The following is a 22,401-nucleotide window of genomic DNA, read 5'->3' as shown; positions in this document are numbered from 1 at the left end:
TTTACCTGCGTTGACGGCTTTGTTAAAATCGTGTGCCTATTAAAAACAGAATGAGGGATGACATACCATGACGGCAGCATTGAAGGTGAAAATCGACGGTTGGGAAAATGGCGGGACAATCCCGGGTAAATTCGCCTTCGGTGTTCCTGCCGATGAAGGTCATGTCGCCCTTAGTGATAACAAAAGCCCTGCAATTAGCTGGTCTGACGCACCAGAAGGAACAAAATCCTTCGCCATTATCTGTCATGATCCCGATGTTCCCTCCTCAGGAGAAGATGTCAACCAGGAAGGAAAGACAGTTCCAGCCGATTTGCCGCGTGTTGATTTCTATCACTGGGTTCAGGTTGATATTCCTATCGAGTACGCAAGCCTCGCCGAGGGAGAGGTCAGCGATGGCATTACGCCCAAGGGTAAGGCACCGAGCAAGCGCGCCTACGGCATCACCGGCATTAATAACTATACCGACTGGTTTGCGGGCGATCCCGATATGGCCGGTGATTATGGTGGATATGATGGTCCCTGCCCTCCCTGGAATGACAGCATCCTTCATCATTATCATTTTACTGTATATGCTCTGGATATAGAGAGCCTTGGGCTTTCAGGCAATTTCGGAGGGCCGGAGGCACTCTCTGCGATGGAAGGACATATCCTTGCGAGTGGTTCATACGTCGGGACATATAGCCTCAACCCGGAGGTTGCGACGTAGCGCATAATATTTCTGGAGATAACACCCAAGCAAGTGCATTCCCTTGTATTTCCGGCGGCATTTCCTATTTAGATCAAAACAGGTAGAGGTTTTCGCCGCCGTGAACATACGATCCGTAACTGATATTGCCTCTGATACTCCCAGCTTCGATCTGGCTGTGCGTCAAATTGAAAAGTGGCTTGTCCAGCGCATGCTTGACAATATTGACTTTACGGAAACTCTCTCTGAACTCAGCCGGAAAATAGATCAAACCTTGTTTCCACTCCTGCGCACGCATGTCACGATGCGACAAATGCATCCCTTTATTGATCATACTGATTACACTTGGCATAGGGCCGGCGAATTACACACCAATTCTCGCCCGCGCGCACTGGCTGTGGAGCCAAATTGGGCACAAAGCCCTCTCTTTTACATGCTGGACAATATTGTAACTGAATATCGTTGCGACCTGCGCGATGATGAAGTTGTTCAAAGATATTCAATTTTTTCAGAGTTCAAGGAGGGTGGTGGAACTGATTATCTCGCGATCCTGGCACCCTTTGGGGATCAGGAAACAGCCCTCAAAACACAGGATGGCGTCATCTCATCATGGCTTACGGACCACCCGAGCGGATTTTCCGACAGGGAAATTCAAGCCCTGAAACATCTGATCAATCTATTCCATGCCACCGCGCGCATTTTTAAGCGGGAGCAAACTTTGCAGGATGTGCTGGGCGCCTATCTCGGCCCCGCCGCGGCACGGCAGGTGATGGAAGGTAAAAATCAGCGCGGCGACGGCGACGTTATTCAAGCGGTTATCTGGATTTGCGACCTGCGCGGATCCAGCGCACTTGCCGACCAGATGGAAATGCCTGCCTATCTAACACTGCTGAACCAGTTTTTCGAGACCATGTCTGAGGCCGTGATGGAAGAAGGGGGAGAAGTGCTCAAATTCATGGGTGACGGTTTCCTCGCAATTTTCCCAAACTCGGATAATGCCGGAATATCGGATGCCGCGCAAAAGGCGGTAAATGCCGCGCGCAAAGGAACGGAGGCACTGGCCCATCATTCCTCCGATGCGTCAAAATTGAAGTTTGGCATTGGCATTCATCATGGCGATGTCATGTTCGGCAATATCGGGGCAAGAGAACGTCTCGATTTTTCTATCATTGGGCCCGCGGTCAACATGGCCAGCCGACTGCAGGACTTGACCAAGACACTCGACGCAAGCCTTTTGGTGTCCTCTGCAATCGCGGAACATCTCCAAATCGACTTGCGGTGTTTCCCTAAACAAACTGTCCCCGGCCTCAAAGACCAGATAGACGTATATACACCAGCCTAAGGATGCTGTTTCTGCCTAGTAGTCCGTAATCGTCCATTCTTCCTTCTCAGCCGCCACACGCCATTCCACAAATTCCGGCAACGCCCAAAGGGTGCCGAAATACTCCTGACAAACGTCATCAAGGGGTACAGAATGGCTGTACAGACGGACAAGAACCGGTGCGAAAAAGACATCGGCAATCGAAATTTCACCGAACAGATAAGGTCCTCTTCCTGAGTATTTCGTCCGGCATTCACGCCAGATCTCACATATGCGGGCAATATCCGCCTCAACATCCTCCGGCAAAGCTCCATAAGGCAGCTTCTTCGATAGATCCATCGGAACATGTTCGCGAAGCGCTTGAAAGCTGGAATGCATTTCCGCGACCACTGATCTCGCATGTGCTCGAATAAATGTGTCTTCCGGCCAGAGGTGTGCGTCCGGATATTGTTCTGCAAGGAATTCACAGATCGCGAGTGTATCCCAGACGGCCGCATCTCCTATTTTAAGCGAAGGCACTTTTGGCGGCGCCGCAGGGTTCACCTCTTTCAATTTTTCATGGCAGCCGGGTCGATACAGAGGCACCAACACTTCCTCAAACTCCATGCCTGAGAGTTTAGCCGCGAGCCATCCCCGCAAACTCCAGGATGAGTATCTCTTATTTCCGATAACCAGCACATTCTCAGCCATTTTTATTCTCTCACAATTTCGAACAAAACCACCGTTAAGGATCAAAAATATTTATGCGCGCTCCGTCAGAGCAAGACGAATGGCCAGTCCGATAAAGATAGCACCGGAAATCCTTGAAACCCATTTAGCAGTCCCCGGCCGTTGTAGCAAAAGCCGCCCCGCACCGCCGGAAAAGAGACCGACGCCGCCATTACAAAGTAAACCAGTCAGATTAAACAGAATCCCCAAAATCAATATTTGCAATGCAATGGACCCCGCATCGATGGAAACAAACTGCGGTAAAAAAGCTATAAAGAAGAGAGCTACCTTTGGATTAAAAATATTGGTAAGCATTCCGCGGCGAAAGACAACGAACATCTCGGCCGACTTTACATGCGGCCGGCTAAGATCCCCACTGCGTGTCGAAAAGCTACGGATACCAATCCACAGAAGATAACCTGCACCGGCAAATCGAAGAATATCAAACGCAAGTTCGGATGTTTTAAAAATCGCGGTAACGCCAATAATCGCCAACAGGATATGAACAAGGGAGCCCGCAGAAATACCAAGCGCCGCAACGACGCCGGCACGCGGCCCCTGCTTAAGACCGCTCGCCGTTGTAAATAACATGTCCGGCCCCGGTGTCAGGTTAAGCGCCAGAGCAGAGAGAATAAAAAGCCCCAGCGCACCCGGCTCAATCAACATCTCACGTGCCTCTCAAAACATCTGGCCTGACGACGGCCTGCGCAACCAGCATGCGGTTTGTATTGGGATCAAACGTTGCTGAGGGAGAACCATAAAGCACATAGCCTTCCGCAAGAGCCTTGCTTACCCTCACGCAGAAATCATGCGTATCTTCGCCCGTCAACAATCGGTAGTCAGGTTTTTCTTCAGCCATTCGTCGCCTCACACCTCAATAACTAAATGGTCTTTCTTCGTTCCCTTATCAGGAGAAGAACGCCAAGGCCAAAACATACAACACCAGCAATCAGATAGGGAATTCTCAGGGGCTCTACATTTCGTCGCAGGGAAATCGCCCCGCTAATAACCTTGGCCTTATCCGGTGTAATCCGCCAATCCAACACATAATCGTCGGGCGCGGGAACCGCAAATGTTTTAAGAACCTGTTCCGAATTTTTTGTCGCATATTCCGGGGTGTTGTCTTCACGTTTATCCCGTTGCTGCCCCTCTGCTGTGAACGCAGTAAGGCCGCCCGGTCCGGTCAACATTATGGAATAATCGAATGCGGTCGCACTGCCAGCCAAAAGCTCGATTTCATACGTTACACTCAACAGCGCCCGCATCGAATTCAAGGAGGGCTCAAGACTAATGAGATCCGTACTTCCCGACTCACCTGTCAGTTCAAACCGGGCGATCTCCTCCCCGCTGGTGGAGTAGTCATACCCAACCCAGCCGGTCAGACCCAACCCGAGGAGGATAAGTAAAATGAGAAATTTACGCACGAGGGTTTAGCGTCTTTCATGAAAGGAATGATTTTCCTCAATCTACTTAAACCATCGGGGGGAGAGCAAGAAAATAACACGCCCCCTAAACCCTCGATAGCACCCCTAGCGCCGTTTCGTAAATCCTTGCACATACGCACTTACAGCGCGCTTCTCCGGGACCTTGGCTGGCATTCGTATTCTCATATTGTTGAACGGCATTTCCAGATACCGGTAACTTAAATGCGCCAGGAAAACTGTAAGAAACATGCCTAATAGCAACAACGCGGTACCTAACATTGGGTCCACCAGCAAAAATGGATTACCTGTTTCTGGATCTTCGACCATTTTGTACATGAATATTTTTTCCATTACGAGCGCAATGGCATAATATACGGCCGCATGGATCATATATATTCCATAACTTACAGTGCCGAGAAATACCAGTTTTGGTGCGCTCAAAATCCTCTTTATTATCGAGTCGCCCGACCACAATAACGATAGAAAAATAAAGGAATATGTAAATGGCGTCAGTAAGCTCGAAACAAAATTTCCATAATACCAACATGTAAACATTAAGATAAAACTTAAATAAACATATATTGGCGCCACTTTTATTTTGAAATTACTGTAAACATAAAAAAGCAAAACACCCAAGTAATAGGAATACATACATCTGAATATTGCAGTTTGGGTTTCCGGATAAACGCTATTTGTAATATACAGCGTTATTCCCGACGCAATAACCAGCACTATGCTCGTAATAATTCTCAACGACTTGGACGCAAAAAGGAAGAACACCAGTGCAAAAGTGGCATAGGTATAAAACTCGATAGACACTGACCAGCTAGGATAGTTATAGCTAAGGCATTTGTCGAGAATACCGTTAGTTAGAAGTATATTGTTGATAAATTCAGATGCATCAAAGCTGGTAAAACTATGGCTCAGACATACTTTTGCTTCTTCATTGAATGAAAAAAGCTCGGTCCAAACGCCAGAAAAGTCAAACTTAGAAAACGCCGACTGACCTTCTGTATTCCCGACGAATAAGTCCTTGATAAACTTAATCAACGGAAATCCGACCGCAAAAACTAAAAATGTTACGATATGGAGTGGGTAAACTCTCAGTAACCTGTTGAACTGAAATACGGCGGCAGAGGAAAAACTATGGATGCGGTCAGCATAGTTGTAGGCAATTACGAATCCGCTCAATTGAAAAAACAGGTCAATTAGCATCCTGCTGTTTTCAAAGAACATGCCTCCCAACAAGAAAGACGTGTGTCCGACAACGTCACCATGAACGAAAACAACTACAAGCGCAAAAATGCCTCGTAAGGGCTCTAGGAATAGAAACTTCTCTTTAGACGCCATAAAAATCTCTTAACACGCGAACGCGGCTCTTCTTGCGGGCACCTCCACCCAGGTTGCAGTAAATGTTATCATAACAAATACATACGATAATCTTAAAAAAAAATTTACGATGGGGGAAATTATAGCGACCGGATTCTGGGCGAATGGTGCCGCCGGGTGGATTTGAACCACCGGCCTCTCCCTTACCAAGGGAGTGCTCTACCCCTGAGCTACGGCGGCAATATAGGTGAGAACGCGGCGGAATATATAGGGATTTCCTGCCATGTCAAAGAGTTTCAACCGCAGGAACAAAAAAGCCCTTCAAAACCAGGATACAACGCCGGTTCTCGCAGTTTGCCATCTTTCATGCTTCTGACATAAAACTGAAATCCGCCATCTATAAGTTACGCCCGAGTGTATTCCCAGCCGCCGAATGCAAAATGAAATTTAACTTCTCAGGAGCCAGAAATGTCCGCACCAATACCCGATGAAATATCGTTCGATGAGTTTGATGATATCCGCACTCCAAAAAATGAAGCCTCGGATTTTGAGAAAATTTCCCAAACCGTGCTTTCCCGCCGCAGCTTTCTGGGTAAAGGCGTTGCCTTTGGTGCCACGGCTTTCGTCATGGGCACGACAGCCCTCTCCCCCGCCCCGGCAAGCGCCGCAAGCAGTCGCCTGAAATTTGAGCCCGTCGCCGCTAACGAACTTGATACGATTACTGTGCCGAATGAGTTTGACTGGCACATCGTGACAACCTGGGGTGAGCCGCTCTGGTCTAAAGGTGTCCCCTTCGATCAGGAAACTCGCGGGACCGCCGCCAGCCAGGAACTTGCCGTTGGTGATAACGCCGACGGCATGTCACTGTTCCAGGATGGCGATAAAAACATTCTCGTATCCAACAACGAGTATGTTAACCGGTCTATCATTTATGGAAATCGCGAGAGTAAAAAGCCGGAAACGGCGGACGACGTAAATAAAGGCATGGCCGGACACGGTATTACCGTTGCGGAAATCACCCAAAAAGACGGCAAATGGGGCGTTGTCATCGATAGCCCCTACAATCGCCGCATCACGGCCAATACACCAATCGAAATTTCGGGCCCCGCCCGTGGCCACGCCATGATGAAAACAGCGGCAGATCCTGAAGGTGTACTCGCACTTGGCACATGGAATAACTGCGGTAACGGCCGGACACCATGGGGCACATATCTCACATGTGAGGAAAACTTCAATGGTTACTTCTCCTCCAGTGATGAAAACTACAAGCCTAAACCCGAAATGAAACGCTATGGTATTGGAAATAAGGACTGGGGCTATGCTTGGGCCACTGTCGACGACCGCTTTGACATCAGCAAGAATCCAAACGAACCAAACCGTTTTGGCTATATTGTCGAGTTCGATCCACTTAACCCGAAATCGACTCTCAAAAAGCGCACCGCCCTTGGCCGTTTCAAACATGAAAATGCAGAACTAGTTGTTGCCGACAATGGCCAGGTCGTCGTTTACCTCGGCGATGATGAGCGCGGTGAATTTCTGTATAAGTTTGTCACCGCTGGAAAATTCACCGAGGGAGGCGACAACAGCAACCTCCTCGACGACGGGACGCTTTTTGTTGCCAAGTTCAGCGATGACATGAGCGGTAAGTGGCTGCCTTTGACACCCGAGACAACAGGTATGAGCCATGCGGAGATTAGCATTCTGACACGCCAGGCCGCCTCGAAGGTTGGCGCCACGACCATGGACCGTCCGGAATGGGTTGCTGTTAATCCAAACAAAGTCGAAGCCTATGTCGCGCTGACCAACAACAAGAACCGCGGGAAGAAGCCAAATGCTGGCGGCGATGAAACCCCTGTCGATGGCCCGAACCCCCGTGCTGGAAACCACTATGGCCAAATCGTTCGCTGGAGACCGGCCAACGCAGACCATGCTTCTGATAGTTTTGAGTGGGACCTCTTTGTGGTTGCTGGCAACCCAACGGTTCATAACGACGCCTATGGCGGTTCAAAGAACATAAATGCAGAGAATATGTTCAACTCCCCAGATGGCTTGGCATTCGACGCCAGCGGGCTTCTCTGGATCCAGACCGACGGTAATTATTCCAATGAGAAAGACTTCGCCGGAATGGGCAACAACCAGATGCTTCTGGCCGACCCGGAAACCGGTGAGATCAAGCGCTTCTTGGTAGGTCCGAAAGAGTGTGAGATCACGGGCTTTGCCTGGAGCGCGGATCGGAAAACAGTCTTCATTGCGGTTCAGCATCCGGGAGAAAAAGGCAACAGCCATTATCCGGATGGCGGGATGACAGTTCCGCGCTCAACTGTAATTGGCATCTCCCGCAAGGATGGCAACTCAATAAGCTAAAATCAAAAAACATTACCTACAACAAACTGGGGAGCCTCATGGCTCCCTTTTTTTGTTTATTTGCAACAATGAAAAATACGGTTTATTGAGATGGCATTGAATTGGCAGGCAATCAAATGACCGATCAGAAACCGGATAGCAAAAGCTCCAAGGAGCAATTAAAGGCGGCGAAAGCCCAGCGCCTCGCGGAAGAATTACGGAATAATCTACGTAAACGCAAGAATCTGCAGCGCAATCGCGGAGAAGCAGCACCGGATGCGATAAAGAACCGGGACCGGCTGACCGATTAACCAATCAAGCATTTAATCTTGGCCCGACATGCCACAATCTGTAGTATGCCGATCAAATTATGCTGTTTGAGCGGAGAAATCTAAGTATGTCCATTCTGTCTGATAAATGGATAAGGTCACAAGCCTTGGAAACAGGGATGATTGAACCTTTTGTGGAGAGCCAGAAACGTGAGGGTACCATTTCCTATGGCCTATCCTCTTATGGCTATGACGCGCGGGTTTCTGACGAATTCAAGATATTCACCAATATCGATTCGGCGACCGTTGACCCGAAAAACTTCTCCAGCAGCAGTTTTGTGGACAGGAAGACTGACGTTTGCGTTATACCGCCAAATTCTTTCGTCCTCGCCCGCACGGTCGAATATTTCCGAATTCCGCGTGACGTTTTGGTAATTTGTCTCGGCAAGTCGACATATGCCCGCTGCGGGATTATCGTCAATGTCACACCGCTCGAACCCGAATGGGAAGGTCATGTCACTCTCGAATTTTCGAATACGACTCCGCTTCCGGCCAAAATTTACGCAAATGAAGGGGCATGCCAGTTCCTTTTTCTAAAAGGAAACGAACCATGCGAAGTTTCCTATAAGGATCGCGCCGGTAAATATATGGGGCAAGAAGGTGTCACACTTCCCAAACTATAGTATCGCGCGGGCTGCGTTCGATTGAGACTTTCGAGCATCAAATAATGACAAAACCAATAGGCAGCAAATTCTTTTCTATTTTTATAGATCTACATAAAAACTGCTATTTTGACGACATTTTATGGCCAAATCGCTGCATATGAAAACTGATCCGCGATGGCGGGCAAAATATTAAAGAGAAAATCAATATGGACAGTATTCGCATCAGAGGCGGTAAGCCGCTTCAGGGTAAAATTGAAATCAGTGGGGCAAAAAACGCGGCGCTGCCGCTAATGGTCGCCAGTCTGTTAACAGAAGACACTCTTACCCTTTCCAATCTGCCTCATGTTGCCGATATCTCGACACTGATCACATTGCTTTGTCAGCATGGCGCAACCGCCGCCATGAACGGACAAAGCGCCAATGGTGGCGGCAGTGACGGGCGATCCCTCTCAATCAATGCGAAAACGATCACCAGCACGGAAGCGCCCTATGATATCGTCCGCAAAATGCGCGCAGGAGCGCTGGTCATGGGACCATTGCTCGCCCGTATCGGCAAGGCTCGGGTCTCATTGCCAGGAGGGTGTGCTATCGGCACGCGTCCGATGAACCTGCATATCAGCGGGCTGGAACAAATGGGTGCAAAAATTACCATTACCGGCGGGTATATGGAAGCCGAAGCGCCCGACGGATTGAAGGGTGCAGAAATTCGTTTCGAGACGGTCTCAGTCGGCGCGACCGAGAATTTGCTAATGGCTGCGTCTCTTGCAAAGGGAACAACTATCCTGGAGAACGCAGCGAAAGAACCAGAGATCACCGATCTTGTCCGTCTTCTTACCCAAATGGGTGCGAATATTGAGGGTGAAGGCACGGATAGACTGGTCATTCACGGTGTCGATAAACTTCATGGCACGAATTACCGCGTGATGCCGGACAGAATTGAAACCGGCACATATGCAATCGCGGCAATGATTACTGGCGGAAAAATTGAACTCACCAATACACAGGCCGAACTCATCCGGTCCGTGCTGGATGCCCTGATCGAAGCCGGAGCCAAAATCGAAGAAACAGAGAATGGCTTTATCATTGCCCGTGAAGGCGGAACCGTTCGCGGTGTCGATATCATGACCCTACCTTACCCCGGCTATCCGACAGATATGCAGGCGCAGTTTATGGCGTTGATGACTGTCGCAGGTGGGGCAGCTATGATTACCGAAACGATTTTCGAAAATCGTTTCATGCATGTGCCCGAGCTTGCGCGCCTCGGTGCCAATATAACAGTACACGGCCATTCGGCGCTTGTTCGGGGCGTTGATCATCTTGTGGGCGCGCCGGTTATGGCCACTGATCTACGTGCTTCGGTCTCTTTGGTGCTTGCGGGCTTGGCAGCGGAGGGAGAAACCGTTATCAACCGTGTATACCATCTGGATCGCGGGTATGAGCGGTTGGAAGAAAAACTCGCAGCCTGCGGTGCGGACATAGAACGAATTCAGTTGAGTTGACCAAAAACCGGCAACAGGATGATGACATGCCTAATCCCCTGAAACTTATTGCGGCTGAAATTGAGGATATGGAAATCCTCTCCGCGGCCCTTGAAGGGATGATCACAAGTCCAGGTGAAATGAGCTACCTCAAATCCGTGCGGGCCTTTACAGTCATGGGCTCCCGCTTCAAATGGGAGGATGCTGCCAAGGGTCCGGAACCCACGAATAGCTGGTTTCGCATACGGTCAGGATTGTATTTTGGTGATGTGATGGGTGTCAAATCCACTGGAATTTCACAAACAAACCCGACAGAGGCGCTTGAATTGCTTAGCCTTTCGACACATCTCGGAGAAGACGGGCAAGCAGACATATCGCTTAATTTTGCGGGCGGCGGCACTCTTTGCCTGACCATGGAATGCATAAATGTAACGCTGACCGACACGGGCGAGCCTTGGGAAACCAAATTGAAACCCGGGCACGACGAGGCGTCTTCGGCAGATTGAAATAAACTGAAAGAGAATGGAGCATTTCCGTGCCATCGAGTGAAGAGTTGGTCATTGCCCTGCCAAAGGGCCGGATACTGAAAGAGGTTATGCCGTTGATCCGCGCCGCCGGGATTGAACCCGAGGCAGCATTCGACGATCCGGCAAGCCGGTTACTGCAGTTCCGAACGAACCATCCAAATATTTCAATCATACGGGTCCGGTCATTCGATGTGGCGACGTTTGTCGCCTTTGGGGCGGCGCAGCTTGGTGTCGCCGGTAACGATGTATTGTTGGAATTCGACTACCCGGAAATTTATGCACCGGTCGATCTTGATATAGGTCACTGTCATATTGCCATAGCCCAACCAAAGGAACTTGAAGAAGATCGTGACCCCAGCCGTTGGAGCCACATACGTATCGCTACCAAGTATCCGAACCTGACCCACAAATTCTTCGCCGAGGCCGGGATTCAGGCAGAATGCATCAAGCTATCCGGCGCAATGGAACTCGCGCCTGGCCTTGGGCTTTGCCGGCGCATCGTCGATCTTGTCTCGACGGGTGCAACTTTAGAGGCGAACGGCCTTGTTGAAGTTGAGAAAATTCTCGATATAACTTCCCGACTGGTCGTAAATCGCGCCGCCCTTAAGACTCGATCCGTTGAATTAAACGGCTGGATAGAAAAGTTTCGTGAGGTCGTCAATGCCACTTAGATTGAGTTCAAAAGATGAGGGCTTTGCGAAAAACTTTACGGACCTGCTCAATCAAAAGCGCGATGAAGACAGGAATGTTGATGCGGTTGCGGCCGATATTCTCAAAGATGTCCGCACACGTGGTGACGTGGCACTTCTTGACTATACCCGGAAGTTTGATCGGTTGGACCTCAGCGAAGCCGCAAAACTTCGGGTGACAAACGCTGAAATAAAGAATGCTGTTTCCGCATGTGACCAGAAAACACTGGAGGCGCTTAAAACCGCCGCTATTCGTATTGAGGATTACCACCGGCGACAACTGCCCGCAGATCAGATGTATCAGGATGCCGATGGGGTCTCTCTTGGCTATCGCTGGACGGCGATTGAAAATGTCGGCCTCTATGTGCCGGGCGGCCGGGCAACTTATCCCTCCTCCGTGCTGATGAACGCGATTCCGGCCAAAGTCGCCGGGGCATCGCGCCTTGTGATGGTTGTCCCGATGCCAGATGGTGTTATCAATCCAATGGTCTTGGCGGCTGCAGACCTTTGCAATGTAGATGAAATTTATCGAATTGGCGGCGCACAGGCCATCGGGGCGCTTGCCTACGGCACCGAAACAATCGCGCCGGTCGACAAAATCGTTGGGCCGGGAAATGCCTATGTCGCCAGCGCAAAGAAGCAGGTTTTCGGAACTGTCGGCATTGATATGATCGCGGGGCCTTCAGAAATTCTGGTGGTAGCAGATAACCTGAATGATCCGGCGTGGATTGCTGCGGATCTTTTAAGTCAGGCGGAGCATGACCCGGTTGCCCAAAGTATCCTGATAACTGATGACCCAGCCTTTGGGTTAGCCGTTGAACGTGCCATTGAAAGCCTTCTCGCCAGTCTGGACCGCGCCGAGATTGCGCGGGCGAGTTGGCAGAATTATGGTGCGATCATTACGGTACAAGACCTCACCGAAGCACCAGCTCTTGTAGATCAAATCGCGCCGGAACATCTGGAGTTATGCGTCGAGGACCCAGACGGCCTTGCCGCGCAAATACGTCACGCCGGTGCCATTTTTCTGGGTCGTTATAGCCCCGAGGCCATTGGTGACTATGTCGCCGGACCGAACCATGTGCTACCAACGTCTCGCACCGCGCGATTTTCATCGGGCCTTTCAACCCTCGATTTTGTTAAGAGAACCTCTCTTATGAAACTCGATGCAGCCAGCCTTCATAAAATTGGGCCCGCAGCCGTTGCATTAGCGAAATCTGAGGGACTGGGAGCGCACGCCCTTTCTGTCTCAATCCGATTGAACTAGTATAGCTGTGTAAAGGAGTCACAAAGACATGTCCGACACACAGCATATCGCGAAAATCGCACTCGATGAAAAGACCGTTGTCCGCCGCAACGCGGACATCGAACATGAGCGTAAAGTGGCTATCTTCGACATCCTCGATCAAAACAGCTTTATCGTAAATGGGTTCGAGAATGATGGGCCCTATTCGCTCCATCTCAGCATTGAGGACAACAGGCTAATCATTGATGTACGCTCTGAGGACGATGCGAATGAGCTCGTTCGTATTCCTTTGCCCGTGATATCCTTCCGCCGCATCATTAAAGACTATTTCCATGTGTGCGAAAGTTATTTCGACGCGATCAAGTCGGCATCACCCTCCAAGATCGAGGCGATCGACATGGGACGGCGCGGACTTCACAATGAAGGATCCGAGCTTTTAAAAGAGCGGTTAAAGGACAGAGCAGAAACTGACTTCGATACGGCGCGGCGCCTTTTCACCCTTATGTGTATCCTCCACATAAGGGGTTAGAAATGAAATCTATAAGAGTCATTCTTTTTTACGCCACCGTTGTGGGCCAAAAAATTACATGAGTGCGCCCCCCTTCAGCGATAATTTACCAGGTAGTGTCCTTTTTGCCTGTACCCACAATAGTATTCGGTCCGTAATGGCGGAAAATATTATGAAGAGCCTCTATGGCCATACTGTCTATGTGGATAGTGCCGGGGTTCGGGCAAAGACTGTCGACGGTTTCGCGATTGAGGTTCTGGATGAAATCGGCCTGGATGCCACCAACCATGTCGCAAAGGATTTCGATGATCTGGAAGACAGTTCGTTCGACATTATCATTTCTCTCTCACAGGAGGCCCATAAAAGGGCGGAAGAAATAACCCGCGCTACTGCATGCGAAACAGAGTTCTGGAACATAATTGATCCGTCGCTTACCGAGGGAAACCGGGAAATGCGATTAAATGCCTATCGTCACACTCGGGACGACTTATATGAGAAAATAAAGGCAAGGTTTAGAACAGGACCGGCCCCCCGGGTTTAAGAAGTTTACACGAATTCTGTTGCGCTTTAGTCCGAACTTACTTGTTTTTTCTGATTTTTACATATCATTTTCAAGGAAGTGCTTGCTTTTTAGCTATTGTGCCCCTTATTTTGCAGCAACCGAAATTACTGGAATAGGATTTTATGGCGAAAGAAGAACTATTGGAGTTTGAAGGAACTGTTACGGAATTGTTGCCCAACGCAATGTTCCGCGTCGTTCTTGAAAATGACCACGAAGTATTGGCCCACACTGCGGGCAAAATGCGCAAGCATCGCATTCGTGTATTGGCAGGTGACAAAGTCACCGTCGAAATGACACCTTATGACCTGACCAAAGGCCGCATTACCTTCCGTTACAAGTAAGGTAATCTATTCATGGGTGATCGAACAGACCTCCCCCAGGCTACCGGGATGGTAGCAGAGCGAGGCAACAAAATTGATCCGCCCTTGCTACCCACTCGCCCATTTTTGATCCTGGCCTCCGCATCGCCGCGCCGTCTTGCGTTGCTTGAGCAGATTGGGGTTAAGCCAGACTCTATAGATCCGGCAGACATCGATGAATCCGCAATCAAGCAGGAGCGTCCTCGCGATCTTGCGCTGCGTCTTGCCCGAGAAAAAGCGGAAGCTGTTGCAGACCGGCATAAAAATGCTTTTCTTCTCTCCGCCGACACGGTAGTTGCCGTTGGCCGCAGGGCTTTGGGTAAAGCTGAAACAGAGGATGAGGCACGCAGCTATCTCTCCCTTTTGTCCGGACGGCGGCATCAAGTCCATACCGGCGTCGCCTTGATAACGCCCGATGGGAAACGGATCACTCGCGTTGTTTCCACTGCAGTTATCTTCAAGGTACTGGATAAACTTGAAATCAACGCCTATATCGCATCTGGCGAATGGCATGGTAAAGCAGGTGGGTATGCCATTCAGGGGTGCGCCGCCGCTCTTATCCGGCAAATTCAGGGTTCCTACAGCAACGTAGTTGGGCTCCCCCTCTTTGAAGTGGCGAATACCCTGCAAGGGAACGGATTTCCGATTTGGGCAGGTCGCGATTGATGCGGGAGACCCTGCTGATCGATGAAGGCCCCTTCGAAACGCGCGCGGCGGTGCTGAAAGGCGATCAACTGCTAGAAGTCCAAATTGAGCGAGAGGGCAATCTCTCTCGCGTCGGTGATTTCTTCAATGGACGCGTCGCAAAGATCCTGCCTGATATGGACATTGCCTTTATTGATCTCGGGCCTGAAGGAGATGGATTCCTGCAATTTGGCGATATCTCGACCAACGCAAAAACAATAAATACAGCAGTTCACGAGGGCGAAAAAATACTCGTTCAGGTAATCAAGGATGCCAAAGGAGAGAAAGGACTTCAACTCGGATGCCGTTTTGCCCTGCATGGCGCGAACCTCATCTTGCGACCGATCGGCAACGGCGTTGTGCTATCGAAAAGCATTAACGCTTCTGAAGAACGCAGTCGCCTCAAAGCATTGCTTGAAGGTCACACACATGAGTACGGCCTTACGGTTCGGACTGCTGCCCAATATGCCACTGATGAAACACTCCTTAAAGAACTGGAAGCCCTCGCTCAGGAGTGGACTGATATTCAAGTGGCGTGGAAAGCTGTAACAAAACCATCCGCCCTCGGACAGAGAAAAACGCCTCTGGCCAGTGTCCTGAAGAATTTTCTCACCGCGAATATGGATGTTATTGTCAGCAACGTCGCAGCCCTCACCGCGGCGAAAAACTATATTGCACAATACATGCTTGGCATTCCGCAGCAAATCAAGCTCTGGGACCAACAAGCATCTCTTTTCGAGGAGTGGGGCGTCGAGGCGGAGCTGGACACCGCCCTTCAGAAATCTGTGCCGCTCACTTCGGGCGGAAATATAACGATTGAGCGCACGGAAGCCGCCATCGTTATCGATGTCAATTCAGCAGGGCATACTCAAGCGGCTGCTTCCCGATCTGCTGCACTTTCAACGAACCTCGAAGCCGCGCGTGAAATCTGCCGCCAGATACGGCTTCGTAATCTTAGTGGTATTATTATCATCGATTTTATTCAGATGAATGGCAAAGGTGAAGTGAAGGAACTCACCCAATCATTGCAAGTTGCACTGAACCGGGATCCCCGCCCAACCCGCTTGATCGGCATGACGGAGCTAGGCCTGATGCAGATGACCCGCAAACGCGGCCGCCCCTCCTTACATGAAGTATTATGCTACCCATGCAAAACATGCGATGGCGGTGGATATGACAAAAACGAAATCACGGTCCTCAGTGAGATTTTTCGCGCCCTGCAAAGCGAAACCCGCTTCTCCCGTCAAGCCAGACTCACGATTGAGGCCGGAGAGAAACTTGCATCTCTGTTGCGACGTCATCAAACTCTTCTGGAAAAGGAACTTGCGAGACCAATCATGATATCTGAAAATGCCCAGCTTTCCGATTTCGGCTACACAATAGGCTAATGACAATGGAAGACGTAAAAACACCTGTGAAGCCGTGCCCGCAATGCGGCAAACCAAGCGTACAAAAATACCGCCCTTTTTGCTCTGCTCGCTGCAAACAGGTAGATCTGGGAAAATGGTTTAACGAGGCCTATGTAATCCCGGGAGAAGAAACCATACCAGCCAACGATGAGGACGGCGAATAAAAGCATATTTCCATATGCTTAACCTATGGAAATATAGCGAATGGGCCGTGTCGCGACTTTTCTATAATTTTAGTTCAAGACCTCTGGACAGCCTCAACTATTTCTTTTATAAACCTGCTTCCTCGCCCATATGGCGGTGCGCGTAAAGCAATGTGCCCAGGTAGCTCAGTTGGTAGAGCAGCGGACTGAAAATCCGCGTGTCGGTGGTTCGAATCCGCCCCTGGGCACCATTTTCCGAAGCCTCACGAAACGCTCCCGCGGTCAAGCCTTAGGCCATTAGTCAGCGAATGTGCTATGCTCGATAGGTACTGACTTCAAAGGCAGAAAGCTCTTCGAGATACTCTGATAGCGAGACGAGGCCAACGCAGGGCATGGCGCCCACAGCCGGGAATTCCCCTTTCGCAATTTTCTTGGCGAGAACTATCGCGGGTATCGTTGGTATCTGTGGGCCATCTCCATTCTTTGCAATAATGAACCAATCAAGATGATGCGGTTGCCCCGCGATGTCATACCCCTCCAGAAGTATATGCATGCCACCATCTGCAGTGCCAAAGTGATTTAACCAATTACTAATCCGCAAAAGCGGTCCAGATAATTTTGGCAAGTCAATTGGAACGCCCAATCTGACTAACCAGGACATCACCCACAGCCCCAGATGCAACGGCGCCAGCTCCAATCCCGCAGAAAATTGAATTCTATCAATGCCATATGCCTTTGGCAGTAAATCAAGATCTGGAATGTCACAATTGGCCATCCATCTTTTGCCAATTACAGGATATTTTTGGCGATATAGATTTTGCCAGCCAAAAATATTTGGGTCGATGCCTGCAAACTGTCGTAATGGCTTTCCGACATAGCTTAAAATCCCCTGAGTTGTCGCCAATCCTCTTTCCGCCTTTTGTCCGGGGCTAATTCCGAATTTTAGTGACGTAATCTGTGAGAATTCATGACCATATTCTTCTAGGACTGCTGATGAGAGTCCGGGCACCGTACTTGCGCCGCTAATCACAGGAATGCCCGCATCAATCGCATTTTGATTCAACTCAGTTATTCCGCATACGAAATCCCTGGCATCTGCCAGATCAATATACGGGATTGCTTCCTCAATACATGTTTTGGCAATCGAGTAGTCAGCCGACTGAAACGGGCCACAAGTGTTTATGACGGAAGAAGGCTTCAATTTTGCCATGTGAAGTTTTAAGTCTTGGTCTACATCAAAAATCGCCACGCCGTGACCCTGCCCTGGCAAGGTGTTTAGAAGAAGACTAGCCTTCCCTTCATTCCTTCCAGCGATGATTACAGGGACGCCTGCCGCCGCGAGCGACCTGGAAATTCGCTTCCCAAAGTTACCGTAACCACCAAGAATTAATATGGGTCGCATTTCATATCCGTTATTGTGAAGGAGCCTTCGTAGCCGAACATCTTTCCAAACAGGGGATGCATCGTGTGGGTCCACATTGAGAATTCTGTATCGGACACAGGAGACTCTTCCGCGTAACCTTTACCTAAAATCAAGGAGAATGGCATCGGGATATTCATGCCTAAAAAGCGCCACACATAGCCCAGATGAGATAAGATCACTCTGTTTTTCCGCCATTCGCATCTAAATCGCCAGCCAAAACCAAAGCGCATAAGCTCTATGACATCTCCATTTGGCTGAGGCCTCATCTTAGATCTGAAATGAACAGGCTTGCGTCCTTTAAAACTAAATACCCTATCAAATTCCAAGGTATTATCATGGTGCGCTGCTTTAAAGGTCACTCGAACAGGAACGTTTTCACCTGAAAAGGGAACCAGTAAACCGGTCAGTCGAGCAAAAAACCCCAATAAAGGATGCACATACACATTCAAATGCCCGTCAACAATCACCCGATCCTCCGAATAAGATCTCGCCGCATAATGAGCCTTAATGACAGGAGGTAGATTTGGCCAAGTATCACCGAATACCTCTTTGAAAACAGGATATGCGTCTTTCGCATCTTCAAGGTTTTGCAAGCGCGGAATTCTGAGGATTCTCAAAAGCGTATTTCTGGCCAGTTTCATTATCGGATACAAGAACCTCGCAATTGCCGGTGATTTAAACAGCAATGAATTCATACGGTTGTACCAACCGTTTCTACTTCCCAAAAGCACCATCATTTGGAGTGCATTTTGGCCGTGATAATTCCTATCGCCGTATCTAAGGACCATACCTTCATCAAGGTCTAGATTTTGATCCACTATCTCCAGATAAAGAGGGTGATCTGTTTCTTCGCGTGCATTGACCAGAAATAACGGATCGACGGCTTCCCGAATGCGTAGTGACTGTGCTGCCAGATTGCAAATCGGGCAATCCCCGTCATAGACGAACCACACGCCTTTTGATAAATCATTATTCTTTGTATCACTCATTGCCTGTATATCTAAGCCATGGACTATCTTTTCTTCAAATGGTTTCACATTGTTTCAGCAACAATATTGTTTGGAACGGGCTTTGGGAGTGCGTTTTTTCTTTTCGTCGCCGTAAAAAGTAAAAATACTCACGGCATTGCCTTCGCAACTTTTTGGGTCGTGGTTGCGGATTGGATATTCACGACACCGGCTTTCATCGTGCAGGTGATCTCAGGATGGTTTTTGATCCGAGAGCTTGGATTAGAGTTTGATGAGCCATGGTTGGTGGTTTCGTTCACACTCATTGCAATTGCCGGTGCATGCTGGCTCCCCGTTCTTTGGATACAATATCAACTGCGGAATATGGCGATAGAAGCACAAAGCAGAAGCGCCCTTCTTCCCCAAGTTTTTGATAAGTTGTTTCATTGGTGGGTAGGTCTTGGGATTATCGCCTTTACATTGTTTTTAGCCATATTTTACTTGATGATTGCAAAGCCAGATATGTAGAACGCACTATCTTTCTATTGGTGGTTCGAATTCGCCGCTCTTCATCACTTTGCCAAAGATCCATTCCAGACACATGGGCTATGTTTTACACTGAAGGCGCTTTCGAATGCAGTTCTGCTATTCGAACCCTTGATCGCATGTCGAAGAAGGTGCGCCCAAAAATATTGGCAAGAACAGGAAATCTAATTTTCCTGACAAGTGAGGATAAACGCCAACATACCAAGCGGGAAGTTAATAACCCAATTTTTGACTTTTGCTGTTGCCACAGTAGTATTTGTCAGCGATAAAACCAGTTATAGTGTTGTGCCGGGAAACGGAGATGAAGCATGAATGACATCGGATCTATAATCGCTGCCGGTGCCATTCCGATTTTTATTGTTGGGAGCTTAATCTGGCTGCTCTTCAAAGTAAAAAAACAACAAAGAAAATTACAAAGCATAGAAGCCAGCATCCGAAGCCTAGAAACGCGCTTTGAAAAGCTTCAGTTCCAAGAAACAACTTCTAAAACTGCTTCTGAGACAGTTGGCGACGCAGAACTCGCGGCAGAAGAAGAACCGGTCGTCATACAAACAGAAACGGATCTGGGTCAATCAGTTGCCTCGACGGTTCTGGACTCAGAAACCAAGGGCCGTGATGAAGCGGCCCTGCATGAGGCGACAGTAACACTCTCGTCGTCACCCTGGGAATGGATTCTTGGCGTCAACTGGCTCGTCTGGATTGGAGGGATTGCTCTCGCATTCGGCGGCGTTTTTATCGTGAAATTCTCTATCGACAATAATATGCTCGGTCCATGGAGTCGGGTCATAATTGGAATATCCCTTGGGTCGGTAATGTTGGCCGTTGGGGAATGGTTTCGTCGACAACCTGAGTATCTTAATCACTTGTCCAGTTGGCAATATTTGCCACTTGCCGTCTCTGGCGCTGGGCTCATGACAATATATGGCGCAGTGTATTCGGGTTTCTCCTTTTATGAACTATATCCGCCACTAGTCGCTGTTATTTTATTGGCGCTCACTGCCTCTGGCGGCCTCGCATATTCCCTATTGCTAGGTCCTATCATGGCAGCCGTAGGGCTGATAGGTGCCTATGCCGTACCTTTATTGATTTCAACTGCCGATCCTTCAACCGAGCTGCTTTTTTTCTATCTCTTCGCCGTACTCGTCGGCAGCCTTGCAATTCTGCGTTTTCGCTCATGGTACTGGCTCGGCATCTCAAATCTTGGCGCGAGTATTCTCTGGGTTGGGCTCTGGTATATTCATGGCGGTAATAATGTAGCTGACGCGCTGGTGGTAGAGATTTATCTTACTGGCCTGGTCTTAGTTTATATTTTTCTTCTTACGACCCGAAACGTTGAGACTCCGAACATCGTTCCTGTCCTCCCGCGACTGTCGGAAATTCTGGATTGGAAATCACCCCTGTTCCAGATCTATATTTCATTTCTCTATGCGGCCATTGCAGGTCTTTTCATTGCCTCAGCCTTTGATCATGCAACACTTGCCATCCTCTTGCTCCTCGTTCTTTCTCCGCTTGCTGTGTTTGTTGCGATGCGAGGACAGGCCTATGAAGGTCTCCCTGTCATTGCCCATGCCGCTGCACTGCTACTGTTGTTGAGTTGGCCAGGGGCTTTGCTTGCCTTCAACTCCGGTCCAAATTATTCGCCTGTTCTCAAAGACGCTTCAGAAATCCTCCGGTTTCTCACGATTGCCATAACGATTGGACTTTTTTACACAGCCTTTGGGTATCGTCGTATTGCGAAAGGATATTTCGCGGCGACTGGTGCAGCCCATGCTGTTGCCGGACCAATATTGATATTCTGCATCAGTTATTGGCACTTCAACGGTTTGGGTACCGCTCCCGAGTGGGCCTTAATTGCAATTGCATTATCGGGAACCTACGCAGCTGCAGCGCGTTTCGTCGGGGATAAATTGAACAAGGCGCTGGATGACGCGGTCCTTGCTGTGTTCGCAATTGGCTCAACCGCTGCATTGGCACTGGCATTGGCCGTCGCCTTGGAGAACGAATGGTTAAGCGTCGCCTTAGCCCTGCAAGTGGCCGCAACTGCTTGGATTTATCTGAAAATTCCAATCCCCGCATTTCGTCCATTCAGTGCGATCCTAACCGCCGTTGTTATAATACGGCTTGAACTGGACGGTGAAGTGCTGCGTTTGTTTCTTAGTCCTACCGCAGCGGCAGATGAATTTCTCTATGGATTTACCATCGCCATTGCAGCATTTGGGTTCGCATGGACATGGTTTCGAAAAGATAAAACTGACTATTTGATACTTCTGCTTGAAAGCGGGTTGGTCCTCTTATGGACCACGCTGATTGCGCTTGGCATCCGAAAAATGGCAGGAGTGGGCTTACTTCTGACGACTGGAGGGGAAACTTACTCAAGTGCCGGGATGTCGCTGGCTGAGATTTCGCTTCAAATTGCCAGCTTGTTCGCGAATGCATCGGGGCTTTACTGGCTAAACAAGCGAAATCCTACAGTTGTGCGTGAGTGGGGCTGGAAGATCCTTGGCATACTCGGCCTCATTCAGTTGGTATTTGGTGCCCTTGGCCTTCTAAACCCGCTTCTTTCCGCGAAAGGGAATGTCGGTACCTGGTATATTATGGATTGGCTCTTTGTCGCCTATGCTTTTCCTGCCGCCACATTCATCTTGTTTAAGGCAATTGCGAAAACAGAACATGCTGCGCTTGCTCGCATCCTAACAATTTTCGCTGGATTTTTGACCTTCTTTTACATCAATACTGAAATACGACATTTCTTCGTCGGTAGTGACATTCGGTTAAGCCCTATGAGTAATCCAGAATTTTATACTTACTCGCTTGCCTGGCTCATCATTGCCAGCGGTCTAATGTTTGTTGGTATTTGGCGTGATAGTCAATTGCTACGCCAGAGTGCATTATTGCTATTGCTGGCGGCAGTTGGAAAGGTATTCGTTTTTGACATGTCCGCTCTCGACGGATTGCTACGCGCCATATCTTTTCTTGGATTGGGCGCGTGCCTTATCGGTATTGGCTTTCTGTATCAACGATACGGTAAAAATGAAAGTACCGCGGAATGATTTAGGCCTATTGCAATGTCACAAATGTTTTTGTTGGGGAGTAAAAGTGTTTGAGCTCGGCTGATGCGGAATTTCCGGTCATCCTAAGA

Annotated in this window: 24 protein-coding genes and 2 tRNA genes; 18 read left to right on the top strand and 8 right to left on the bottom strand. The window is 49.2% G+C overall.

Annotated elements, in window-relative coordinates; all coding sequences use genetic code 11:
* Window positions 1-79 precede the first annotated feature (79 nt).
* Both LKE13_RS06065 and LKE13_RS18760 read left to right on the top strand, forming a co-directional pair.
* Entirely contained in the window at window positions 80-706 is a 627-nt protein-coding gene (locus tag LKE13_RS06065; RefSeq protein ID WP_415776512.1) for a YbhB/YbcL family Raf kinase inhibitor-like protein, read from the top strand.
* 100 nt (window positions 707-806) lie between these two features.
* On the top strand, window positions 807-2,027 hold the full coding sequence (locus tag LKE13_RS18760; RefSeq protein ID WP_227949209.1) for an adenylate/guanylate cyclase domain-containing protein: 1,221 nt from the start codon (window positions 807-809) through the stop codon (window positions 2,025-2,027).
* A gap of 15 nt (window positions 2,028-2,042) precedes the next feature.
* Here LKE13_RS18760 and LKE13_RS06055 read toward each other — a convergent pair whose 3' ends face one another.
* The 6 genes from LKE13_RS06055 to LKE13_RS06030 form a co-directional block, all read right to left on the bottom strand.
* Window positions 2,043-2,696, bottom strand: a complete 654-nt coding sequence (locus tag LKE13_RS06055) for a glutathione S-transferase family protein (RefSeq protein ID WP_227949206.1) — start codon at window positions 2,694-2,696, stop codon at window positions 2,043-2,045.
* 51 nt (window positions 2,697-2,747) lie between these two features.
* The gene (locus tag LKE13_RS06050; protein ID WP_227949204.1) at window positions 2,748-3,380 is read right to left on the bottom strand and encodes a LysE family translocator; all 633 of its coding nucleotides are present in this window, start codon (window positions 3,378-3,380) and stop codon (window positions 2,748-2,750) included.
* A 1-nt stretch (window position 3,381) separates the two neighbouring features.
* Complete coding sequence (locus tag LKE13_RS06045; RefSeq protein ID WP_227949202.1) at window positions 3,382-3,573, bottom strand: DUF1737 domain-containing protein; 192 nt, start codon at window positions 3,571-3,573, stop codon at window positions 3,382-3,384.
* A gap of 22 nt (window positions 3,574-3,595) precedes the next feature.
* Window positions 3,596-4,138, bottom strand: a complete 543-nt coding sequence (locus LKE13_RS06040; protein WP_227949200.1) for a hypothetical protein — start codon at window positions 4,136-4,138, stop codon at window positions 3,596-3,598.
* A gap of 105 nt (window positions 4,139-4,243) precedes the next feature.
* Window positions 4,244-5,488, bottom strand: coding sequence for an acyltransferase family protein (locus tag LKE13_RS06035; RefSeq protein ID WP_227949198.1), 1,245 nt, complete (start codon window positions 5,486-5,488; stop codon window positions 4,244-4,246).
* 144 nt (window positions 5,489-5,632) lie between these two features.
* Window positions 5,633-5,707 (bottom strand) — tRNA-Thr (locus LKE13_RS06030).
* 228 nt (window positions 5,708-5,935) lie between these two features.
* Between LKE13_RS06030 and LKE13_RS06025 the strand changes: the two genes are divergently transcribed.
* The 14 genes from LKE13_RS06025 (at window position 5,936) to LKE13_RS05960 (ending at window position 16,597) form a co-directional block, all read left to right on the top strand.
* Window positions 5,936-7,831 carry a PhoX family protein gene (locus tag LKE13_RS06025; protein WP_227949196.1) on the top strand — a complete coding sequence of 632 codons (1,896 nt, stop codon included), beginning with the start codon at window positions 5,936-5,938 and terminating at the stop codon, window positions 7,829-7,831.
* Between the two features lie 116 nt (window positions 7,832-7,947).
* The gene (locus LKE13_RS06020; RefSeq protein WP_227949194.1) at window positions 7,948-8,121 is read left to right on the top strand and encodes a hypothetical protein; all 174 of its coding nucleotides are present in this window, start codon (window positions 7,948-7,950) and stop codon (window positions 8,119-8,121) included.
* Window positions 8,122-8,207: 86 nt separating this feature from the next.
* On the top strand, window positions 8,208-8,762 hold the full coding sequence (gene dcd, locus LKE13_RS06015; RefSeq protein WP_227949192.1) for a dCTP deaminase: 555 nt from the start codon (window positions 8,208-8,210) through the stop codon (window positions 8,760-8,762).
* A 188-nt stretch (window positions 8,763-8,950) separates the two neighbouring features.
* On the top strand, window positions 8,951-10,243 hold the full coding sequence (murA, locus tag LKE13_RS06010; protein WP_227949191.1) for a UDP-N-acetylglucosamine 1-carboxyvinyltransferase: 1,293 nt from the start codon (window positions 8,951-8,953) through the stop codon (window positions 10,241-10,243).
* Window positions 10,244-10,269: 26 nt separating this feature from the next.
* Window positions 10,270-10,728 carry a DUF2948 family protein gene (locus LKE13_RS06005; RefSeq protein ID WP_227949190.1) on the top strand — a complete coding sequence of 153 codons (459 nt, stop codon included), beginning with the start codon at window positions 10,270-10,272 and terminating at the stop codon, window positions 10,726-10,728.
* Between the two features lie 29 nt (window positions 10,729-10,757).
* Complete coding sequence (gene hisG / locus LKE13_RS06000) at window positions 10,758-11,420, top strand: ATP phosphoribosyltransferase (protein ID WP_227949189.1); 663 nt, start codon at window positions 10,758-10,760, stop codon at window positions 11,418-11,420.
* Entirely contained in the window at window positions 11,410-12,702 is a 1,293-nt protein-coding gene (gene hisD / locus LKE13_RS05995; RefSeq protein WP_227949188.1) for a histidinol dehydrogenase, read from the top strand. Before hisG ends, hisD begins: the two co-directional genes overlap by 11 nt.
* Window positions 12,703-12,730: 28 nt before the next feature.
* Complete coding sequence (locus tag LKE13_RS05990; RefSeq protein WP_227949187.1) at window positions 12,731-13,210, top strand: UPF0262 family protein; 480 nt, start codon at window positions 12,731-12,733, stop codon at window positions 13,208-13,210.
* A gap of 58 nt (window positions 13,211-13,268) precedes the next feature.
* Window positions 13,269-13,730 (top strand): arsenate reductase ArsC, encoded by a 462-nt coding sequence (locus LKE13_RS05985; RefSeq protein WP_227949185.1) that lies wholly within the window; start codon window positions 13,269-13,271, stop codon window positions 13,728-13,730.
* Between the two features lie 143 nt (window positions 13,731-13,873).
* The gene (infA, locus tag LKE13_RS05980; RefSeq protein ID WP_161315948.1) at window positions 13,874-14,092 is read left to right on the top strand and encodes a translation initiation factor IF-1; all 219 of its coding nucleotides are present in this window, start codon (window positions 13,874-13,876) and stop codon (window positions 14,090-14,092) included.
* A gap of 48 nt (window positions 14,093-14,140) precedes the next feature.
* On the top strand, window positions 14,141-14,776 hold the full coding sequence (locus LKE13_RS05975) for a Maf family protein (RefSeq protein WP_415776511.1): 636 nt from the start codon (window positions 14,141-14,143) through the stop codon (window positions 14,774-14,776).
* Window positions 14,776-16,182 carry an Rne/Rng family ribonuclease gene (locus LKE13_RS05970; protein WP_227949181.1) on the top strand — a complete coding sequence of 469 codons (1,407 nt, stop codon included), beginning with the start codon at window positions 14,776-14,778 and terminating at the stop codon, window positions 16,180-16,182. Before LKE13_RS05975 ends, LKE13_RS05970 begins: the two co-directional genes overlap by 1 nt.
* Window positions 16,183-16,187: 5 nt before the next feature.
* The gene (locus LKE13_RS05965) at window positions 16,188-16,367 is read left to right on the top strand and encodes a DNA gyrase inhibitor YacG (protein WP_227949179.1); all 180 of its coding nucleotides are present in this window, start codon (window positions 16,188-16,190) and stop codon (window positions 16,365-16,367) included.
* A gap of 154 nt (window positions 16,368-16,521) precedes the next feature.
* A tRNA-Phe gene (locus LKE13_RS05960) sits at window positions 16,522-16,597 on the top strand.
* A gap of 62 nt (window positions 16,598-16,659) precedes the next feature.
* On the opposite strand, the gene LKE13_RS05955 is transcribed toward LKE13_RS05960, so the two are convergent.
* Complete coding sequence (locus LKE13_RS05955; RefSeq protein ID WP_227949176.1) at window positions 16,660-17,748, bottom strand: saccharopine dehydrogenase family protein; 1,089 nt, start codon at window positions 17,746-17,748, stop codon at window positions 16,660-16,662.
* Complete coding sequence (locus tag LKE13_RS05950) at window positions 17,733-18,758, bottom strand: DUF4166 domain-containing protein (protein ID WP_227949174.1); 1,026 nt, start codon at window positions 18,756-18,758, stop codon at window positions 17,733-17,735. The genes LKE13_RS05955 and LKE13_RS05950 overlap by 16 nt, the downstream gene beginning before the upstream one ends.
* Before the next feature lie 18 nt (window positions 18,759-18,776).
* Here LKE13_RS05950 and LKE13_RS05945 point away from each other — a divergent pair, with 18 nt between their 5' ends.
* Window positions 18,777-19,244: a DUF2269 family protein gene (locus LKE13_RS05945; protein WP_227949172.1), complete on the top strand. Its 468-nt coding sequence runs from the start codon at window positions 18,777-18,779 to the stop codon at window positions 19,242-19,244.
* 326 nt (window positions 19,245-19,570) lie between these two features.
* Window positions 19,571-22,312, top strand: coding sequence for a DUF2339 domain-containing protein (locus tag LKE13_RS05940; protein ID WP_227949169.1), 2,742 nt, complete (start codon window positions 19,571-19,573; stop codon window positions 22,310-22,312).
* Window positions 22,313-22,401: the final 89 nt, after the last annotated feature.

Source organism: Sneathiella sp. HT1-7, assembly GCF_020731145.1.
Classification (GTDB): domain Bacteria; phylum Pseudomonadota; class Alphaproteobacteria; order Sneathiellales; family Sneathiellaceae; genus Sneathiella.
The sequence above is the reverse complement of the archived record's forward strand: the minus strand, read 5'-3'. Positions and strand labels throughout refer to the sequence as shown.

What these genes read in the sequence shown, in the direction of transcription:
- LKE13_RS06055 (WP_227949206.1), bottom strand. Translation starts at nt 2,696, where the DNA reads ATGGCTGAGAATGTGCTGGTTATCGGAAATAAGAGATACTCATCCTGG.
- LKE13_RS06050 (WP_227949204.1), bottom strand. Translation starts at nt 3,380, where the DNA reads ATGTTGATTGAGCCGGGTGCGCTGGGGCTTTTTATTCTCTCTGCTCTG.
- LKE13_RS06045 (WP_227949202.1), bottom strand. Translation starts at nt 3,573, where the DNA reads ATGGCTGAAGAAAAACCTGACTACCGATTGTTGACGGGCGAAGATACG.
- LKE13_RS06035 (WP_227949198.1), bottom strand. Translation starts at nt 5,488, where the DNA reads ATGGCGTCTAAAGAGAAGTTTCTATTCCTAGAGCCCTTACGAGGCATT.
- LKE13_RS06025 (WP_227949196.1), top strand. Translation starts at nt 5,936, where the DNA reads ATGTCCGCACCAATACCCGATGAAATATCGTTCGATGAGTTTGATGAT.
- LKE13_RS06020 (WP_227949194.1), top strand. Translation starts at nt 7,948, where the DNA reads ATGACCGATCAGAAACCGGATAGCAAAAGCTCCAAGGAGCAATTAAAG.
- dcd (WP_227949192.1), top strand. Translation starts at nt 8,208, where the DNA reads ATGTCCATTCTGTCTGATAAATGGATAAGGTCACAAGCCTTGGAAACA.
- murA (WP_227949191.1), top strand. Translation starts at nt 8,951, where the DNA reads ATGGACAGTATTCGCATCAGAGGCGGTAAGCCGCTTCAGGGTAAAATT.
- LKE13_RS06005 (WP_227949190.1), top strand. Translation starts at nt 10,270, where the DNA reads ATGCCTAATCCCCTGAAACTTATTGCGGCTGAAATTGAGGATATGGAA.
- hisD (WP_227949188.1), top strand. Translation starts at nt 11,410, where the DNA reads ATGCCACTTAGATTGAGTTCAAAAGATGAGGGCTTTGCGAAAAACTTT.
- LKE13_RS05990 (WP_227949187.1), top strand. Translation starts at nt 12,731, where the DNA reads ATGTCCGACACACAGCATATCGCGAAAATCGCACTCGATGAAAAGACC.
- LKE13_RS05985 (WP_227949185.1), top strand. Translation starts at nt 13,269, where the DNA reads ATGAGTGCGCCCCCCTTCAGCGATAATTTACCAGGTAGTGTCCTTTTT.
- infA (WP_161315948.1), top strand. Translation starts at nt 13,874, where the DNA reads ATGGCGAAAGAAGAACTATTGGAGTTTGAAGGAACTGTTACGGAATTG.
- LKE13_RS05975 (WP_415776511.1), top strand. Translation starts at nt 14,141, where the DNA reads ATGGTAGCAGAGCGAGGCAACAAAATTGATCCGCCCTTGCTACCCACT.
- LKE13_RS05970 (WP_227949181.1), top strand. Translation starts at nt 14,776, where the DNA reads ATGCGGGAGACCCTGCTGATCGATGAAGGCCCCTTCGAAACGCGCGCG.
- LKE13_RS05965 (WP_227949179.1), top strand. Translation starts at nt 16,188, where the DNA reads ATGGAAGACGTAAAAACACCTGTGAAGCCGTGCCCGCAATGCGGCAAA.
- LKE13_RS05955 (WP_227949176.1), bottom strand. Translation starts at nt 17,748, where the DNA reads ATGCGACCCATATTAATTCTTGGTGGTTACGGTAACTTTGGGAAGCGA.
- LKE13_RS05950 (WP_227949174.1), bottom strand. Translation starts at nt 18,758, where the DNA reads ATGAGTGATACAAAGAATAATGATTTATCAAAAGGCGTGTGGTTCGTC.
- LKE13_RS05945 (WP_227949172.1), top strand. Translation starts at nt 18,777, where the DNA reads ATGGACTATCTTTTCTTCAAATGGTTTCACATTGTTTCAGCAACAATA.
- LKE13_RS05940 (WP_227949169.1), top strand. Translation starts at nt 19,571, where the DNA reads ATGAATGACATCGGATCTATAATCGCTGCCGGTGCCATTCCGATTTTT.